The sequence below is a fragment of the Shewanella sp. AC34-MNA-CIBAN-0136 genome (genome assembly GCF_040309945.1).
GTDB lineage: Bacteria > Pseudomonadota > Gammaproteobacteria > Enterobacterales > Shewanellaceae > Shewanella.
Genome location: NZ_JBEOPJ010000020.1, coordinates 77,757 through 95,350 on the forward strand (window position 1 = coordinate 77,757; position 17,594 = coordinate 95,350).

Consider the following 17,594-nt stretch of genomic DNA (forward strand, 5'->3'; position numbering starts at 1 on the left):
GATGATTCATCATCGTCAAGCCGGTTTCACTTTATTAGAGGTGTTAATTGTGGCATTGCTAATGGGTTTGGTTGCCTCTGCGGTAACCATGTCTATTAGTGTTGCTGGGCCGGAACAAATGCTCAAAAAACAGGCGCAACGTTTTATGACTGCCACTGAGATGGTGCTTGATGAAAGCGTCTTAAGCGGTCAGTTTATTGGCATTGTGATTGACGAAGATCAATATCAGTTTGTGTTTTATAAAGAAGGCAAATGGATGCCAGTTGATCAAGACCGGCTATTATCGGCCAAAAAAATGGATGCAGGTATTACTTTAGATATTGTGATCGATGGCATGCCATTAGTTCAAGAAGACGAGCAAAATGAATCTTGGTTTGATGAACCTTTTATCGACGAAGAGAGCGAAGAAGAAAAAAAGAAACATCCTGAACCGCAAATTTTATTGTTTCCCAGCGGAGAAATGACTCCCTTTGAGTTGGGTTTTAATACGATTAATGACGACCGTCAGCCAGTCAATGTGCTGGTTGTGGGTGACGCGTTAGGCCGTTTAACATTAGGGCGTGTAGATGAATAAACTCACATCACATCGACGCCCTCAATACGGGAAAGTTAACCGCTCAGGTATTAACAACTTAGGTATTAGTCGCTCATTTGTTAGTCACTCTGGCGTTAAAAGCTTACGCGGTAAGAATCGTGGTATGACCTTACTTGAAGTTATCGTTGCTTTAGCGGTGTTTTCCATTGCAGCGGTATCGGTTACTAAAAGTTTGGGTGAACAAATGGCGAACATGCCCATTTTAGAAGAACGAACGTTAGCCCAATGGGTGGCCAGTAACCAAATGGTCGACGTGCGATTACCTGGTACCTTTCCTGATATAGGCCAAAAAACGGGTCAGTCAGAACTTGCTGGCCGTGAATGGTATTGGCGCCAAGAAGTGATTAAAACCACCGATGATAAATTTAGAATGATCCGTATTAGCGTCAGTGACGACGACAAATTTAAACGCGTAGTGGCTCAGGTAAGCAGTTATGTCCATAACAAAGCCTAGGTATTTCAGCGGCTTTACCTTACTCGAAATGCTTATCGCGATTGCGATTTTTGCCATGTTGGGTATCGCGGCAAACTCAGTATTGTCGACGGTAATGAAAAATGATGAAGTGACCAAAGAGTTTGCTACTCGGCTTAAGTTATTACAGCAAGGTTTTGGTGCGTTAGAACGTGATTTGGGCCAAATGGTAGCGCGTAGCCCTAGATTATTTGAAGGTGATCGTGGCAGCCGTTTTTTTCAGGCTGGCGATAATATCCTCGACTCTGAAACCGAAGCACTGGTATTTTACCGTTTGGGCTGGTTAAACCCCGATGGCATGTTACCTAGAGGCAGCCTGCAATCGGTTGCCTATGTGGTTCAAAATGGCCGTCTTGAGCGTTGGTATTATCCTTATCCTGAACCTGTATCAGGTGCTGAGCCATTAAAAAGCATGGTTATTGACCATGTGCTGTCAATTGAGTATTCGTTTTATATGGATGATAAATGGCAGAAGCAAGTTGATGGAACCGTGATGCCAAAAGGGATTGCGATGGAAATAGAATTAGAAGGTTTGGGTAAAATTCAGCGTCGTTTTTTACTGCCTAAAGGTGCATCAGCAACTAAGTCTGACAAAGACAGTGGCAACAACCGTAACGGTTCAAATAGTAAAGATGAAAATGAAACCGATGATGGGAAATCCTCATAATGGGCGGCCAAAAGCAACGCGGGGTTGCATTAATAGTCGTGATGCTAATTGTTGCTATGGTGGTGATTATTGCCACCAACATTAGTAGTCGCAATCAGCTTTCAATGCGTCGAACGCTTAATTTAGCCCAATACGACCAGGCTTATTGGTATGCCCTTTCTGCTGAAGAGCTGGCGATGAAAGTGCTCAAGCAAGATTTTGAAGATTCAGAAGGAACCGTACATTTACAACAGTATTGGGCCTTGGCCAATGTGGCTTTTCCAGCTGAATACGGTGAAATTGTCGGTGAAATACAAGATATGCGATCATGCTTTAATGTTAATGCCGTCGGTCAAGCATCGAATGAAATTGAAAATGGTCAGCCCAAAATGACCGTAGCAGCTATACAGTTTCAATCGCTGTTGATCAGTTTAGGCGTTGATGATTTTGGCGCCGAGCAATTAACGTCAACCCTTAAAGATTATATCGACGAAGATACGTTATCGGGCCCATATGGTGCTGAAGATGCCGAATATGAATCGCGTAATGTGCCATATCGTGCGGCCAATACCTTGATGCAGCATCGCAGTGAGTTACGTGCAGTGTTAGGGTTCAACCAAGATGTTTACCTGAATCTTTTACCTTATGTATGTGCAATACCTGGTGAAGACAGTCAGCTATTAAATGTAAATACCATTAAGGTTGAGCAAGCAGCTTTACTGACAGCAATGTTAGAAAATAAAATATCAGTCGGCGAAGCTGAAAATGTTATTAACAATCGTCCAGCGGATGGATATGAAAAAATTGAAGAGTTTTGGGAAGGTTCATCACTCAGTGGTATAAAGATTGAAGCAAATGTAAAGTCGAGTTTTGTGGTTGATAGTCAGTACTTTTTATTGAAGGCTGGTGCCAAAGTCGATACTGCAATATTTCGAATGGATAGTGTCCTGAAGCGTAATGGTAAAGATTTAGATGTGCTCACCCGTCAGTATGGTGGCCAACAATAATAACAAATTCATTGCGTAACAATGCGTATTGAGATCGGTGGAGAATAAACAGTGTCTGAACGGCTATTTATCCGGTTAGGAAAATCATCAGAACACCCATGTTCGTGGCTAGTATGGTCAGAACAAGAGCAAGAGATCATCGCTTCTGGTGAATTATCTGATGCCGCCAGTCTCAGCACTTTAGCTGAGCGTGCGGGTAATCGTCCTGTTGATGTACTTGTGCCTGCGGCCAACATGACATTGACACAAATTATGTTGCCCGAAAAAGGTCAACGCCAAGCATTAAAGGCGTTGCCATACATGTTAGAGGAATCATTAGCGACGAATGTAGACAATATGCATTTTGTTGTTGGGCCTCGTGAAGGTGAGCAGCTTAATGTGGCTGCGGTGGCGCATGAGCAAATGCAAATATGGCTTGAATGGCTCCATCATGCAGGCTTAAAAGTAAAACGTATCGTGCCAGATTGTTTAGCGTTGCCGTTAGAGCAATGTCGCTGGGCGGCAATGAGTGTTGGTAGTGAGTATTTAATCCGAACGTCTGAAGGTGGCGGCGTTAGCGTGCCTAAAGCATGGTCTGCATTTGCACTTCCACACCTATTAACAGCTGCAAAACCTAATGATAATGAGTCAATTAGTGTTGCAAGCTACAGTGACGATATTGTATTTGAAGGCGTGGAAATTAATAACAAGCCACTCGATTTACCGATGATGGTATTAGCAAAAGGCATTTTGAACGCCCCAATCAATTTGCTAAGTGGCATTTATAAACCTAAGCATGAATACAGTAAACAGTTACTCACCTGGAAAAACACGGCGATTGTAGTGATGATTGCGATTGTTTTAGCCTTAGCGAATAAAGGCATCGCCATTCATCAACTGAATAACCAGACCGCAGAGCTGCAAGCTCAAAGCGAAATGATTTTTAAACAAGCTGTACCGGGTGTAAACCGTATTGTTAATATGCGCTCACAAATGGGCAGTGAATTACGCAGCATGCAAGGCCAAGGTGGCGGTGCAGTATTTTTTGAAATGCTAGATGGTTTAAAGCCAGCGTTTAGTAAGGTGCCAGAACTTAAACCGAACACTTTGCGTTACGAAGCCAATCGTAATGAGCTACGAATGCAAGTGACAGCAAAAACGTACGGCCAAATAGATACATTTAAAGAGCTTGTTAGCAAAGACTACCTTCTCGAAGGTGGTGCCATGAACAGTAGCGAAGAAAGCGTTACCAGTACGCTGACGTTAAGGAATAAATAACATGGAAAACATGCGTAGTTGGTGGCAAGGTTTAGCCATTAGAGAACAACAACTTGTTGGTTTTTGTGCTGCAATCTTGGCGATAGGCATCATTTATTGGGGCATTTGGACACCGATATCGAATGCTCAAGAAACTGCCCAACGTGATAACAGCGCAGCGCAGCAAACGTTAAATTATGTTAAACAAACCGCCAATAAAATAGCGGGTCTGAAACAAGCGGGTGCGCAAGCTAAAGTTCGTGGCAGTTTAAGTTCTTTGGTAAATCAAACAGCTGGACAATATAAGTTAGAGATCACTCGCATGCAGCCGCAAGGCGATAAAATTCAGCTATGGATGGATGACGTGCCATTTGATGCGTTACTAGGTTACTTGCATGACTTAGTAGAGCAAAAGGGCTTAACGTTAGACAGCGTAGATCTAACCGAATCAGACGTTGCTGGCTTTGTAAAAGTAAGACGTATTCAGCTTTCTCAGTAAGGATTTTTTGTGAGCTTATTTTCAAAAATAGTCATTGGCGTCATTATTTACCTCGCGTTTTTATTGGTGTATTTACCAGCGAACTGGTTAGTCAGTATTGCTCCGTTACCTAATAATGTGGTTATCACAGGTGCCGAAGGTACGCTTTGGCAAGGAAAGGCGGCGTTAATTACCATTGATCAACGCCAAATAGAACACGTTAGTTGGCAGTTAAGTCCATGGGGATTACTGCTTGGTAAAGCCGATATCGATTTTAATATCGGTAATCGAGCGACGGCAGTTAGTGGTAAAGGTAGTGTGAGTTGGTCGTTATCTGGGCTGAGTGCGAAAAATATTCGCCTTGATTTACCTGATAGTTTTTTACTAGCGGGAGCCCGTTTACCTTTTAAAACCCAAATTGATGGCGATGTGAGTTTAATGGTTGCAGTGCTAGAGCAAGGTAAACCATGGTGTGAACAATTAAACGGTAAATTATTTTTAAATAATACTAACGTTAAAAATCAATATGGCGTGTACCCTTTAGGTAACATTTCATTGGGGCTCAGTTGCCTTGATGGGCAATTACAAATTGCCACTGATGAAACCCAAAACGTATTAGGCTTAACGGGAACCGTTATTTTAGGCGAGTCAAACTTGGTTAAAGTGAGTGCTAAAATTAAACCGACCGATGCCCAACCTAAAGATTTACGTGATTCGTTATCCTTTTTAGGTCGACAAGACAGCCAAGGGTATTACCCTATTAACTATCAAGGCGTTGTGCCTGGCTTGTAAAATCGGTTGATATTTGAATAACTAATGCCTTGATATCACTATCAAGGCATTTTCATATCGGCAATAATTTATCGAATAACCTTATCAACTACCTTATTAACTATGTTCAGACATCAGCCGCTATTTAACGATCAATCACTACTTGAATCGTTTATATAGTGATATTGCTTATACCGATTGAAGTGCCAATGATAGCGGTTGGTAATCTGTAATCGCTGGGAAGTCGGTAAATTCAATATGAGGCTTTTGGCTATCGGGGTTTTTAATCCCGAGTTGATAACCTATGCCAGCCTTTTTCGATGCCGCTAATATCACTTCGCTGTCATCAATAAATAAACACCGTGACGGATCTAAGTTGAACTTAGTCAGTGCATACTGCCAAAATTGCGGATGTTCTTTGGGATAACCGCTTTCATGGCTCGATAACATTTCATCTAAACCATGGCCTAAATTGGTATGAGTTAACTTAAGCGCTAAGCTTTGTGGGTGAGCATTAGTAAACAAAATGCGTTGTTTACTTGCCCCTGCTAATGCCTGTAAAAAAGGCATGCTGTCTTGGCGAAGTTTAATTCTATCAGCCGATGCATGGTGTAATGCCAAAATATCGAGTTGTAAATAGCGTTGCCAGTAATCAAGACAATACCAATCTAAGGTGCCAACGACATCATAGTAAGCTTGTTTAACGAGTGTATTGGCTTCATCCAAACTTATTTGACGCTGCATGCTTAATTGTTGTGGCACTAAATGTAACCAAAAGTGGTTATCAAAATGCAGATCAAGCAAGGTACCATCCATGTCGAGCAGCACTGTATCTATTTTATACCAAGGAAACATGTAAATTCCGGTTGTAGAATATACCCATAATAGTAAGATTGTACCCTGTATATATTAATTCGTCACACGAGGCTTCAATGACACAGCGGCATAAAAAGCCGGAAATCCTGCATACCGAAATTGTTGCCAAAAGCAGACTGTTTCAAATCGAGCAGGTACACCTTAAGTTTTCTAATGGCGTAGAGCGTCAATATGAAAGAATGAAGGGCGGTAGCAGAGGGGCGGTGATGATCGTGCCTATTCATCAAGGTAATTTATTATTAGCGAGTGAATACGCCGCTGGCACTGATAATTATGAACTCGGTTTTCCGAAAGGGTTGATAGATCCAGGCGAAACGGCAGTTGAAGCCGCCAATCGAGAGCTCCAAGAAGAAATTGGTTTTGGCAGTTATCAATTGACCTATCTAAAAGAGCTATCGCTTGCGCCAGGCTACTTTTCCAGCAAAATGCATATTTTTGTTGCTGAAAAACTGTACCCTAGCCGTTTAGAAGGGGATGAGCCTGAGCCAATAGACGTGATCCCTTGGCCATTATCTGATTGGCAGTTATTACTCGAGAATGTTGATTTTTCAGAATCTCGTAGTGTTAGTGCGCTTTTTTTAACTCAGCAATATCTCAATACACCAACAGATAATCTTGCAAGTGCAGTCAACGCCGTAAAATAGGTTATTCACAAGTAGTATTGAGTTAGTCATTGAACAGCAACATCGAATAGGCAATAGCCTTATTTATTGATGTCCTTGTGAGGTCATCCTTATCGAATCCAGCAATTGGAGTAATAATGAAGCCAGAAGATGTAATTGAGCAAGTTATAGACATCGCAACGGAAGCTGGGCAAAAAATTCGTGATATTTACCTTAAAGGTAACTTCAAACGCGAAATTAAGTCCGATAATACTCCTGTCACGTCTGCCGATTTAGCCGCGCACGATATTATTTGCCGTCAGTTAGCGGAACTCACGCCCGACATTCCTATTTTAAGTGAGGAAGCTGCAGATATTCCACTAAGTGTGCGTGAAACATGGAAACGCTATTGGCTAGTCGATCCATTAGATGGCACGGGTGAGTTTATTGCGGGTAGTGGTGATTTTTCAGTGATCATTGCCTTAGTTGAGCATAACCGTCCTATCATGGGAGTGGTTTATGTGCCGATGACTAAGGTGTGTTATTACGCAATAGCCGGGCTAGGTGCTTATAAGCGTGATGGTAAGAACGAGATACGTATCACCAGTAAACAATTAACCGGTGATGAACCAGAGCATTTACGTTTAGCCGTCAGTCGTCGTCAAGATCCGCAATCGGTTTTAAAGTTACTCAATAAACCCAATCATTGTGAGTTAGTGGTGATGGGTGGTGCAGCATTAAAAAGTTGTTTGGTGGCCGAGGGACGTGCTGATTGCTATGTCCGTTTAGGACCCACTGGTGAATGGGATACTGGTGCTGCGCAGATTATTATTGAAGAAGCAGGTGGTGCACTGATTGATATTAATTTACAGCCTATGACCTACAATGAGCGTGAAACACTCGAAAACCCAAATTTTATTGTGGTAGGTAGTGCTAACCTCCCGTGGGATATATTGTTAACTAATTAATTTGTTTATATTTTAATGGACATAAACTAATATTTTGGATGTGTTGCTTTTTCGAACAGAGATTAATTTATTAATCATATGATGGCAACGACATGAGTAACGATATGGCAACAGTCGCCACTAGAAACCATCAACACTATATCGTGCATCGTGGTTAAATAACGATGGCAGTGTGCAGTTTTATCCGTTAATAACAGTGAGTCTTGAACTACTGTGACCAGATTTATGTTGATTTCAATACTGAATTTGGTGAGATACACATAAAAATGCCCTCATCATGAGGGCATTTTTGCTTAAATAACTTATGACTTATGACTATCTAACCATTGATGTATCGCTTTTCTGTCGCCTTGAAAGATAACTCTGTCCTGTTTCTTTTCAAGTTGATACAGATACATCGGGTCATAATAAATATCGAGTAACAGGCTTATCCAGTCTAAATGCTTACTGGTATCATTTTGGCTTTGTTGTACGTTAAGCGCATTATCAACCAAGTCTTGCAATTCTTGATGTTGCTTACCGCCTAAGCGTTTACGAATGCCCAATAAACTTTGAGTCAAATATGCTTTAAATGCATCGAAACCCGCTTGCTCACCTAATCCAGACACATAATCAGCCAGTTTTTGCTCAACATAGTCATTTAATAAACGCGGTAAACGCGCGTCTAATGGCTCGTCGAGTACGATAATATCAGCTTCTTGCATGGCGCTGTAAAAATGCTTTGGCAGGGCTGAACGACCAATTAGCATACTTTCATCTTCTAACAGCAAATGGTTATGTTGCTGTTGTTGATGCTGCAGCAATGCCACGGCTAAATTATTTTCGAAGTTGATTTGACTGGGTTGCGGATCGATATTTTTGCCAAAGCTCGACCCTTTATGGTTGGCAAGGCCTTCAAGGTCGACTGATTCATTCCGTTGATGGATAACTTCCGTTTTACCACTACCTGTTATGCCACTTAAAATCAGTACTTTAGATTGGCTTGGCGCTTGCTCGATAGTATTAATTAAAAAACTACGTATGGCTTTATAACCCCCTTCAATATAAGGGATGTTCATGCCTGATTCTTTAATCCATTGCTGTGATAGCTTTGAGCGCAAACCGCCACGAAAACAATATAAATAGCTGTCAGGATGTTGTGACAATTGAGCAAGCCAAGCATCTATACGTTGCTGTTTAATTTTACCTTTCACCAGCTCATGACCTAATGCTATAGCAGCCTCTTGGCCACGTCTTTTATAGCATGTACCCACTTTTTCGCGTTCACCATCTTGCATTAATGGTAAATTAATCGAGTGGCCAAAAGCACCTTTAATGAATTCGATAGGCGCTCTTACGTCAATTAATGGACGGTTTTCTAATAGAAGTCTGCCATATTCTGAGCTGGGGATGACCTCGCTCATTAGTTTAATTCCACAAGGATATCGTGTCCGTCAACGCGTGGCTCATAAGTATTGAGCATACCGATACAAATAGCGTCAATTCCATTGGCTTCTAATAGTGTTTTAAGTTCCTGTTCAGCCTCTGCACTCACGGCAACTAATAGTCCTCCACTGGTTTGTGGATCGCAAATAATCGCTTTCTGGTCATCTGTTAATGGCGGCAAATGTTCGCTATAACTGTCAAAATTGCGATGGGTACCGCCTGGAATACAACCTTGAGCGAGGTAATCACTGACTTTAGGGAGTAAAGGGACTTGGGATAAAACGATATTAGCTTTAAGTTGTGCACCTTGGCAGACTTCAATTAGGTGACCCGCTAGTCCAAATCCTGTTACGTCCGTTAATGCATTAACCCCCGTGATTTTAGCGATATCAATACCTATCGTGTTGAGCTGGCACATCGCATTTGGGGCAATTTGACTGTCTTCATCACGCAGCTTTTTCTGTTTCTGTGCTGTAGTCAGAATGCCAATACCAATTGGCTTGGTGAGATATAGACGATCATTCGCTTTGGCAGTGTTGTTCTGTTTTACTCGCTCAAGCGGGATTTGCCCTGTAACCGCTAAACCAAAAATAGGTTCAGGAGCATCAATACTGTGACCTCCAGCCAACATAATACCTGCATCGGCACAAGCTTGGCGTCCGCCATCAACCACTTGCTGTGCCACTTCTGGTGGTAATACATTAATCGGCCAGCCTAAAATGGCAATAGCCATAATTGGCGTGCCGCCCATGGCATAAATATCGCTGATGGCATTGGTTGCGGCAATTCTTCCAAAGGTAAATGGATCATCTACAATGGGCATAAAAAAGTCGGTGGTACTGATAATGCCGGTTTGCTCATTGAGTTTATAAACTGCAGCATCGTCACGGGTTTGATTACCGACTAATAAATTGGGGTCAGTAAATACTGGAAGTTGTGACGCAAGAATGGTGCTTAAGACTTTAGGAGAGATCTTACAGCCGCAGCCTGCGCCATGGCTATATTCGGTTAGTTTTATATCGGTATGAGGCATGGTTGTGTTTCTGTCGCTGGCTTATTGATGAGCAATTATAATGTTTCTCAAGGATTATTTCTTGGTTATTCGCGGTATATCAAACCTAGTCGTGTATTTTAAATTAAAAAAATTATTATTATGAACGTTGTTTTTTATTTTGTTTGCTGTTAATTTATCAACTTAATAAGGTGCATATCATTTTTAGGTTGGTATTGTGGCGAGACGAAAAGAGCATACGCATGAGCAGATCCGCCATATGGCTATTAGTGCTGTGGTTGAGCATTTACAATGCCATGGTGTCGATAACCTAAGTTTGCGAAAAGTTGCAACCACCATTGGTTACGTGCCAAGCACGTTAATCAATATTTTTGGTAGTTACCAATATTTATTACTCGCGGTATCTGAACAAACATTGTTACAGCTAGCTGCGCAGTTACAGTTAATTAAACCGACCACCCCAACAAAAACCATTGAGCAAATGGCAATCGTTTATAGTCAGTTTGCTTTAGCTAATCGACGCTGTTTCCGATTGGTATTTGAATTAACAATGACAGATGACCAGCCTTTACCTGCAGCTCACCTCGGGTTGATTAAGTCATTATTTTCTGATGTTGAGTCCCAACTAAGTCAATACTTTCCTTCTGCATGTGAGCAAGAGGTGGAAATGATGAGCCGCGTACTTTGGGGGGGAATACATGGGTTAACGTGTTTGTCATTGGATGGAAAACTATTTGAGACACAATCCTGTTTACAAGACATGTTGACGAGTCATGTAAACAGTTATATTGATGGAATGAGCATAAAAAGGAATTCAAATGCTGCTAACTAAACGATTTTTTCCCTATTTTGCGACCTTATGTCTAGGGGCGCTTAATGACAATTTTTATAAAAATGTGTTGCTCTTACTGGTAACGTACAGCCAATTAAATGCATTACCGATTGACGTTAACTTGTTTGTTAATTTGGCCGCTGGCGTATTCATTTTACCTTTTTTCTTGTTTTCTGCTCATGCTGGTATCGTGGCTGACAATATGAATAAGGCAAAATTGATTCGACGGTTAAAGTTGTTAGAGCTGATTATCATGTCAACAGCGGCTATCGCGATTATCAGTCAGAGTTATATGGTGATGTTGCTGCTGCTATTTTTAACCGGCAGCCAGTCTGCATACTTTGGCCCAGTAAAATACTCATTATTACCTCAAGCCCTAAGCGAAGCAGAGTTAGTAAAAGGTAATGCTCTGGTTGAAATGGGCACTTTTTTGTCGATTCTTGTCGGTACCCTAAGCGCCGGTTTGGTGGTGTCTAATGAAAATGGTTTAACGTGGGCTGCAATCATTGTCTGTGTGTTGGCTATTTGTGGTTATCTTGCCAGCCGTGCGATTCCTTCATTGCCTGCCCAAGGTGATTTAAACCCTAGTAAATTTTCGTTATTTTCTGGTACTTGGCGTTGTATTAATAAAGCGCGACAAACCAAGACTATTTGGATGGCCATTCTCGCCATTAGCTGGTTTTGGTTCTTGGGTGCCACCTATTTAACTCAATTCCCTAACTTTGCCAAGCTGCACTTACATGCCGATGCCACCGTCGTGTCATTGTTACTGGCGCTATTTTCTGTCGGTATTGCGGTTGGGTCATACGTGTGTGAGCGTTTTTCGTTTGGGCATGTTGAGTTAGGCTTATTACCATTTGGGGTCTTAGGCTTAAGCGTATTTAGTTTTGACATGATAGCGGCTATTCCGCTAGAGCTTGTTGAGCCAGGTTTTGTGTATAGCTTCGAGTCATTTATCGCTAACGCGCAGCATTATCGTGTGATGATCGATTTGTTTCTTGTCGGCCTAAGTGGCGGGATATTCATTGTGCCTCTGTATGCGTTTATTCAAACTCGTGCAGAAAAACAAGAATGTGCTCAAGCTATTGCGGCGAATAACATCATTAATGCCTTCTTTATGGTGGGCTCTGCAGTATTATCGATAGTGTTGCTTGGGGTATTTCAATGGAGTATCCCTGAATTATTTATGCTTGTCGGGGTGCTTAATTTGGTTGTGCTGTTATATGTCTACTCACAAGTGCCAGAGTTTACTCAACGCTTTATCAGTTATTTGCTGAGCCATGTTATGTATCGGGTGAATGTACATGGTAGAGAACATATTCCGGCACAAGGGGCAGGAATTATTGTCAGTAATCATGTGAGTTACGTTGATGCGTTAGTCATTATGGGCGCATCGACTCGACCTATTCGGTTTGTAATGGATAAGTCGATTAGCGAAATTCCATTATTAAAGTACTTGTTTCGGCACGCTGGCGTTATCCCAATCTGTTCACCGAAGAAGTGCGAGTCGACATATCTAAATGCATTCGAACAGATACACCAAGCATTAGCTAATGATGAGTTAGTGTGTATTTTTCCGGAAGGGAAGTTAACTCCAAACGGTGAAATTGGTGAGTTTAGGCCTGGTATTGACAAAATTTTACAACGGGATCCTGTGACAGTAATACCGTTAGCGTTAACAGGGTTATGGGGATCTTACTTTAGCCATAAAAGTGGGCATGCACTGACCACTTTGCCTAAACGTTTCTGGTCTAAAGTATCGGTGAGTATTGCACCTTCAGTTGACGGAGCTACGACCAATTGCAAAGCGTTACAGCAACAGGTGACTCAGCAATTTAATTAGCTCATGATGTACTAGTGAAGCTGCTCAAAACAAAAAAGGTCACGCGTGGGCGTGACCTTTTAAATGATTAAGCATTAGCTTTACTGTGCGTAGGCAGCTGTTAGGCTTTTCCAATTACGTTGTTGTTCAAGAAATTGGTTACGCAATAATTGCACTTGTTGCTTCAGATTGTGATCTGTAAGTTGCTTACGCTTCGCCTCTAACAAACTCTTTTTGGCTTGATAATAGTCAACTAAGTGTTGCTTCATCAGCTCATACTCTGCTTGAAACTTTTCTATAATTTCATCGCAGTTAGGTAAGTGAGCAACCTGATTCTGAGCTTGTAAAAGTTGCATCTGCAAACGTGCACTTTCAATACGTTCTTGTGGCACTTTACGTAAATCACTCGCTAAACCAAACCAGTTCATCAGTTTGATTAACCATTTGGTTGGATCGTAGTCCCACCATTTGATGCCATTGCGATAATCGTTTTCAAAAATATGATGGAAGTTGTGATAGCCCTCACCGTATGTAAGTAACGCTAAAAATGCATTATCTCGGGCTGAGTTTTTATCTGTGTACGGTTGTTTACCCCAAATATGGGCTAATGAGTTAATAAAGAAAGTACAGTGATGCACTACCACTAAGCGTAATAAACCTGCCATAAGTACCATTGATAAAATATCGCCATTTAGCCAGCCTATAAATGCCGGTAAACCAATATTCATTAAGATCACTAAGGCTAAGTAGTGCTTGTGCTGCCACATAACGATACGATCGTTTTGTAAGTCGCGCACGTTGTTGTAGTCACTGTAACGACTCGCTTGATACTCGCGCAGCATCCAACCTATGTGGCTGTACCAAAATCCCATTTGAGCTGAGTACGGGTCTTTATCATTATTATCAACATGTTTGTGATGAATGCGGTGATCACTACACCAATGTAATGCGCTATTCTGTAGCGCCAATGCCCCGCCTAGTGCGTATAAAAAACGAACTGAAGAGTGAGCTTTATAGGCTTTGTGTGACCATAATCTGTGGTAACCCGCAGTAATCGATAGACCACTTGCGTAAGCGAAAACAACAAATGCAATCCATTCAATGCCATCAAAGCCATGGGTAAAACCACGCCAAGGGATTAATACCACCGCGCCGATAAAAGTAATGGCAAATAACAAGGTATTAAGCCAAATGATTGGAGGTTTTTTCATTTAGTAGGGTTCCAATAATAGGTTTAAATAAGTTGAGCGTACAATTGTACGCTAATTTTACTTAGGGAACTAGTCATGGTCAACTTTAACAGTGCTGTGTTTCTGTTTTAAAAACGGTATTATCGGTGAATTAATATTGACTGAATGGATTAGTAAATGGGTGTTAGAGCACAACAAAAGGAAAAAACCCGCCGTGCATTAGTGGATGCTGCATTTAATCAACTCAGTGCTGAACGCAGTTTTTCCAGTCTAAGCTTACGTGAAGTTGCTCGTGAAGCTGGTATTGCACCCACATCATTCTATCGCCATTTTAAAGACATGAACGAACTTGGCTTGACCATGGTCGATGAAGGTGGATTAACCTTACGTCAAATGATGCGTAAAGGTCGTCAACGTGCAGAAGCCGGTGGGAGTGTGATCCGTATTTCTGTCGACACGTTTATGGAAGTATTGGAGTCAAACCCGAACGTATTTCGAATACTACTTCACGAACGTTCAGGTACCTCAGCGGCATTTAGAGCCGCAGTTGAGCGCGAAATTGAACATTTTATTTCTGAACTTGCTCATTACACCGAGGCCCAGGCAAATCGTACTCCTGTGTTAGCGCGTGCTCAAGCTGAAGCATTAGTTATTTTAGTCTTTAATGCCGGAGCATCAGCGTTGGATTCCAAGCGTAGTGAGCGTAAGTCATTAGCCGATCAGTTAGTACTACAACTGCGTATGGTGGCTACAGGCGCTGAAGCGTTACAGCATAAAATTGACAACCGTGCTTAATTTATCGCGATTATAACCAAACAGGGCGCTAATCATTAGCGCCCTGTTTGTTCGTTAAGCTGTATTACTTACGTTCTAGTAATACTCCTGATTCCATATGATCGGTATATGGGAATTGGTCAAATAGCGCAAAGCGAGTTATTTTATGTGTTTGACCTAAGGTTAACAAATTGTCATTCAGTGTTTCTGGATTACATGAAATATACAAAATCCGCTCGTAACCTTGGATAAGCTTTAATGTTTCAGGATCAATGCCTGCACGAGGCGGGTCAACAAAGATAGTATTGCAATCGTAACTGTCTAAGTCGATGCCTTCTAAACGTCTAAATTGACGCTTTTTCGCCATGGCATCACTAAAGTCTTCAGCTGACATGCGAATAATTTGAACATTATCAACGTGATTAATATCTATGTTGTATTGCGCAGCATCAACTGAAGGCTTGGCCAGCTCTGTTGCTAATACACGATTGAAGTTTTGCGCCAATGCAATCGTAAAATTACCATTACCACAGTACAACTCTAGTAAATCACCCTGACTGTTTTTAGTTGCATCAATAGCCCACTCCAGCATTTTTACAGAGACTTTCGCATTAGGCTGAGTAAAACTGTTTTCAATTTGCTTGTAATGCAATACCTGTTCATTAACCGTTAAGGTCTCAACAACGAAATCTTTGTCTAAATCGATTTTTTGCTTACGCGCACGACCTATAATGTTGACATTGAATTGAGCAGATAACTTTGCTTTTAATAGAGTCGCGTGTTCACGCCACTCTTCATCGAGCTGGCGGTGGTACAACAAAGACACTAAAATTTCGCCGCTTAATGTCGACAAGAAATCTACTTGAAACAATCGATAACGCAATGCAGGATTAGGTGTTAACTCTGCTATTAATGCGGCCATCATTTGATTAATAATCAAACCAGCGGGTAAATATTGATCGCAACGCACTTTTGCATTCAGTGCTTTATCAAACATGTAGTAATATAAGTCATCATCTTGATGCCACATTCTAAATTCAGCACGCATACGATAATGCATAGGCTCAGAAGCAAAGACTTCAAGCGCCGGTGGATTGAAATCGGCAAAGGCCTGTTCTAGCTTGATGCGCTTTCGTTGTAATTGTGCATCGTAGTTTTTAGGATCCATTGCAGCTAAATTCATATCGTCCACCTAATACTGTAAAAAAGGGCGCAAATATTATACTAAATGACGCTGATGTCTAGTATTACGCACCTAAGTATAAAGTGGCCCGACGATTAATGCTGAGCATATACATATTTGGAGACCATATTGTCTGGACCTATTTTAGTGTTTGATTCTGGTATCGGCGGATTGTCGGTAATGAACCAAATTAGAAAACAGTTACCACAACATGATTATTGTTACTTATTTGACAATGCACGCTTACCTTATGGCAACTTATCAGAGCAAGAGTTAATAACTGGATGTGTTGCACTTATTACTCATCATGCACGACGTTTGAACGCCAGTATTGTGGTGGTTGCCTGTAATACCGCCAGTACTTTGGTATTGCCTCTATTACGCCAGCAATTAACCATTCCTATCGTGGGAGTTGTTCCTGCTATTAAACCTGCAGCCATGTTATCGAAGAAAAAGCACATTGGTTTATTGGCTACGCCTGGGACAGTGAAACGAGATTACACTCAAGCATTAATCAATCAGTTTGCCGGAAACTGTAAGGTTGAATTATTTGGGACTTCAGATTTAGTGTTACTTGCGGAGCAGTATGTAGCTCAACAGCCAATCGATATGGATAAGCTAAACGATATCTTAGCACCCATCGCGGCAACTAATATTGATGTACTGGTGCTGGGCTGTACTCATTTCCCAATGATAGCGACAGAAATAAGTCATTATCTTGGCGAAGGAGTAACACTATTAGATTCAGGGGAGGCGGTAGCAAAACGGGTAAGGTTTTTACTGAGTAAAGAAAGTAATGGCAATAAGCAATTACAAGCATGTTATACCAAAGATATTAGCCAAGGGCTTAAAGCAACATTAGTCGATTATGGTTTTAGTGATTTTTCGCTGGTAACCATAACCGACTAACAACACTATTAATTTACTATAGTGCTAAGAACCTAGTTCAATAACGATTAGCTATTTTCCGAATCAGATTCTTGTGATTTGGCTTCTCTTACCTTTAACGTGCGCTCTTGAAAGCTATAGTCGTTTAATTTCGACATTGCTTTTTGTGCGCCCGCTTCAGACATCTCAACAAATCCAAATCCTTTGCGACGTCCAGTTTTACGGTCTCGTACTAAACGAACTGAGTTAACAGGCCCGTACTCACCAAACAATGCCTTTACTTCTCCCTCATGAACACGATAAGGCAAGTTGCCAACATATAGTGTCATTGTAGGACCAACATAAGGTTCGTCAGAAGAGCTTGAACCACTTGTTGGTATAAAGGTGAAAATTAACGTCGCAACGACTACACCAGCAATAAACGCTACCGAAGATGATGTGCCGCCAAACTGAGAAAAAACAAAAGCGCCAAGAAGCGCCGCAATCAAAACAATCACGAATGATTTCTGCATAAAATAATCTCTAATGAATATAAAAATGATAAATAACTGTTAAATACTATTACATACTAATTAAAAATTACCAGATAAACCAGACCACTGTTGAAAAATTGAGCTCAAAAGCGACTTAAATATCAAAAACAAGTAATTTACTAATTAGCCAAAGGTGGTTATTTAATCAAAAAAGCTAAAAAAAGAACGATCTGCATAAAAGTTCAACGCTCGAAACATATCTTGAATAAAAGCGCTTGCACTAAATCTTAAGCTGCCTATAATGCGCATCCACTGACACGGCATACAGCGAAAGCGAAAACCGG

19 protein-coding genes are annotated in these 17,594 nt (G+C 41.3%); 13 read left to right on the plus strand and 6 right to left on the minus strand.

Going from position 1 to position 17,594, the window contains the following annotated elements:
- The first annotated feature begins 1 nt into the window (after window position 1).
- The 7 genes from gspH (at window position 2) to AAEY94_RS17625 (ending at window position 5,226) form a co-directional block, all read left to right on the plus strand.
- Window positions 2-574 (plus strand): type II secretion system minor pseudopilin GspH, encoded by a 573-nt coding sequence (gene gspH, locus AAEY94_RS17595; protein WP_101087408.1) that lies wholly within the window; start codon window positions 2-4, stop codon window positions 572-574.
- A gap of 64 nt (window positions 575-638) precedes the next feature.
- Complete coding sequence (gene gspI, locus AAEY94_RS17600) at window positions 639-1,049, plus strand: type II secretion system minor pseudopilin GspI (protein WP_277949094.1); 411 nt, start codon at window positions 639-641, stop codon at window positions 1,047-1,049.
- Window positions 1,030-1,734, plus strand: coding sequence for a type II secretion system minor pseudopilin GspJ (gene gspJ / locus AAEY94_RS17605; RefSeq protein WP_350979390.1), 705 nt, complete (start codon window positions 1,030-1,032; stop codon window positions 1,732-1,734). The genes gspI and gspJ overlap by 20 nt, the downstream gene beginning before the upstream one ends.
- Entirely contained in the window at window positions 1,734-2,720 is a 987-nt protein-coding gene (gspK, locus tag AAEY94_RS17610; RefSeq protein WP_162022014.1) for a type II secretion system minor pseudopilin GspK, read from the plus strand. The genes gspJ and gspK overlap by 1 nt, the downstream gene beginning before the upstream one ends.
- A gap of 51 nt (window positions 2,721-2,771) precedes the next feature.
- A complete protein-coding gene (gene gspL, locus AAEY94_RS17615) occupies window positions 2,772-3,977 on the plus strand; it encodes a type II secretion system protein GspL (RefSeq protein ID WP_192116490.1) in 1,206 nt (401 codons plus the stop codon).
- 1 nt (window position 3,978) lies between these two features.
- Window positions 3,979-4,455, plus strand: a complete 477-nt coding sequence (locus AAEY94_RS17620; protein ID WP_350979392.1) for a type II secretion system protein M — start codon at window positions 3,979-3,981, stop codon at window positions 4,453-4,455.
- A gap of 9 nt (window positions 4,456-4,464) precedes the next feature.
- Entirely contained in the window at window positions 4,465-5,226 is a 762-nt protein-coding gene (locus tag AAEY94_RS17625; protein ID WP_162022016.1) for a type II secretion system protein N, read from the plus strand.
- Window positions 5,227-5,394: 168 nt separating this feature from the next.
- Here AAEY94_RS17625 and yrfG read toward each other — a convergent pair whose 3' ends face one another.
- Window positions 5,395-6,060, minus strand: coding sequence for a GMP/IMP nucleotidase (gene yrfG / locus AAEY94_RS17630; RefSeq protein WP_335692592.1), 666 nt, complete (start codon window positions 6,058-6,060; stop codon window positions 5,395-5,397).
- Between the two features lie 77 nt (window positions 6,061-6,137).
- Here yrfG and nudE point away from each other — a divergent pair, with 77 nt between their 5' ends.
- Together nudE and cysQ are read left to right on the plus strand one after the other, a co-directional pair.
- Window positions 6,138-6,725 carry an ADP compounds hydrolase NudE gene (nudE, locus tag AAEY94_RS17635; protein ID WP_335692590.1) on the plus strand — a complete coding sequence of 196 codons (588 nt, stop codon included), beginning with the start codon at window positions 6,138-6,140 and terminating at the stop codon, window positions 6,723-6,725.
- 116 nt (window positions 6,726-6,841) lie between these two features.
- Window positions 6,842-7,651: a 3'(2'),5'-bisphosphate nucleotidase CysQ gene (gene cysQ, locus AAEY94_RS17640; protein ID WP_101087400.1), complete on the plus strand. Its 810-nt coding sequence runs from the start codon at window positions 6,842-6,844 to the stop codon at window positions 7,649-7,651.
- 302 nt (window positions 7,652-7,953) lie between these two features.
- Here cysQ and mnmH read toward each other — a convergent pair whose 3' ends face one another.
- Window positions 7,954-9,054, minus strand: a complete 1,101-nt coding sequence (gene mnmH / locus AAEY94_RS17645; RefSeq protein ID WP_350979396.1) for a tRNA 2-selenouridine(34) synthase MnmH — start codon at window positions 9,052-9,054, stop codon at window positions 7,954-7,956.
- Window positions 9,054-10,109 (minus strand): selenide, water dikinase SelD, encoded by a 1,056-nt coding sequence (gene selD / locus AAEY94_RS17650; RefSeq protein ID WP_350979398.1) that lies wholly within the window; start codon window positions 10,107-10,109, stop codon window positions 9,054-9,056. Before selD ends, mnmH begins: the two co-directional genes overlap by 1 nt.
- A gap of 196 nt (window positions 10,110-10,305) precedes the next feature.
- Between selD and AAEY94_RS17655 the strand changes: the two genes are divergently transcribed.
- Entirely contained in the window at window positions 10,306-10,920 is a 615-nt protein-coding gene (locus tag AAEY94_RS17655) for a TetR/AcrR family transcriptional regulator (protein WP_182744162.1), read from the plus strand.
- Window positions 10,907-12,763 carry an MFS transporter gene (locus AAEY94_RS17660; RefSeq protein ID WP_101087397.1) on the plus strand — a complete coding sequence of 619 codons (1,857 nt, stop codon included), beginning with the start codon at window positions 10,907-10,909 and terminating at the stop codon, window positions 12,761-12,763. The genes AAEY94_RS17655 and AAEY94_RS17660 overlap by 14 nt, the downstream gene beginning before the upstream one ends.
- A gap of 80 nt (window positions 12,764-12,843) precedes the next feature.
- Here AAEY94_RS17660 and AAEY94_RS17665 read toward each other — a convergent pair whose 3' ends face one another.
- Window positions 12,844-13,953 carry an acyl-CoA desaturase gene (locus AAEY94_RS17665; RefSeq protein WP_101087396.1) on the minus strand — a complete coding sequence of 370 codons (1,110 nt, stop codon included), beginning with the start codon at window positions 13,951-13,953 and terminating at the stop codon, window positions 12,844-12,846.
- A gap of 156 nt (window positions 13,954-14,109) precedes the next feature.
- On the opposite strand from AAEY94_RS17665, the gene fabR reads away from it, so the two are divergent.
- Window positions 14,110-14,727 carry an HTH-type transcriptional repressor FabR gene (fabR, locus tag AAEY94_RS17670; protein ID WP_011635616.1) on the plus strand — a complete coding sequence of 206 codons (618 nt, stop codon included), beginning with the start codon at window positions 14,110-14,112 and terminating at the stop codon, window positions 14,725-14,727.
- Between the two features lie 64 nt (window positions 14,728-14,791).
- Here the strand turns inward: fabR and trmA are convergent, their stop codons facing one another.
- Complete coding sequence (gene trmA, locus AAEY94_RS17675) at window positions 14,792-15,889, minus strand: tRNA (uridine(54)-C5)-methyltransferase TrmA (RefSeq protein WP_101087395.1); 1,098 nt, start codon at window positions 15,887-15,889, stop codon at window positions 14,792-14,794.
- A 129-nt stretch (window positions 15,890-16,018) separates the two neighbouring features.
- On the opposite strand from trmA, the gene murI reads away from it, so the two are divergent.
- The gene (gene murI, locus AAEY94_RS17680) at window positions 16,019-16,798 is read left to right on the plus strand and encodes a glutamate racemase (RefSeq protein ID WP_101087394.1); all 780 of its coding nucleotides are present in this window, start codon (window positions 16,019-16,021) and stop codon (window positions 16,796-16,798) included.
- A 47-nt stretch (window positions 16,799-16,845) separates the two neighbouring features.
- Here the strand turns inward: murI and AAEY94_RS17685 are convergent, their stop codons facing one another.
- A complete protein-coding gene (locus AAEY94_RS17685; RefSeq protein WP_101087393.1) occupies window positions 16,846-17,289 on the minus strand; it encodes an RNA recognition motif domain-containing protein in 444 nt (147 codons plus the stop codon).
- Window positions 17,290-17,594 lie beyond the last annotated feature (305 nt).

Coding starts and splice junctions, on each gene's coding strand:
- gspH (WP_101087408.1), top strand. CDS start 2: ATGATTCATCATCGTCAAGCCGGTTTCACTTTATTAGAGGTGTTAATT.
- gspJ (WP_350979390.1), top strand. CDS start 1,030: ATGTCCATAACAAAGCCTAGGTATTTCAGCGGCTTTACCTTACTCGAA.
- gspK (WP_162022014.1), top strand. CDS start 1,734: ATGGGCGGCCAAAAGCAACGCGGGGTTGCATTAATAGTCGTGATGCTA.
- AAEY94_RS17620 (WP_350979392.1), top strand. CDS start 3,979: ATGGAAAACATGCGTAGTTGGTGGCAAGGTTTAGCCATTAGAGAACAA.
- yrfG (WP_335692592.1), bottom strand. CDS start 6,060: ATGTTTCCTTGGTATAAAATAGATACAGTGCTGCTCGACATGGATGGT.
- nudE (WP_335692590.1), top strand. CDS start 6,138: ATGACACAGCGGCATAAAAAGCCGGAAATCCTGCATACCGAAATTGTT.
- cysQ (WP_101087400.1), top strand. CDS start 6,842: ATGAAGCCAGAAGATGTAATTGAGCAAGTTATAGACATCGCAACGGAA.
- mnmH (WP_350979396.1), bottom strand. CDS start 9,054: ATGAGCGAGGTCATCCCCAGCTCAGAATATGGCAGACTTCTATTAGAA.
- selD (WP_350979398.1), bottom strand. CDS start 10,109: ATGCCTCATACCGATATAAAACTAACCGAATATAGCCATGGCGCAGGC.
- AAEY94_RS17660 (WP_101087397.1), top strand. CDS start 10,907: ATGCTGCTAACTAAACGATTTTTTCCCTATTTTGCGACCTTATGTCTA.
- AAEY94_RS17665 (WP_101087396.1), bottom strand. CDS start 13,953: ATGAAAAAACCTCCAATCATTTGGCTTAATACCTTGTTATTTGCCATT.
- fabR (WP_011635616.1), top strand. CDS start 14,110: ATGGGTGTTAGAGCACAACAAAAGGAAAAAACCCGCCGTGCATTAGTG.
- trmA (WP_101087395.1), bottom strand. CDS start 15,889: ATGAATTTAGCTGCAATGGATCCTAAAAACTACGATGCACAATTACAA.
- AAEY94_RS17685 (WP_101087393.1), bottom strand. CDS start 17,289: ATGCAGAAATCATTCGTGATTGTTTTGATTGCGGCGCTTCTTGGCGCT.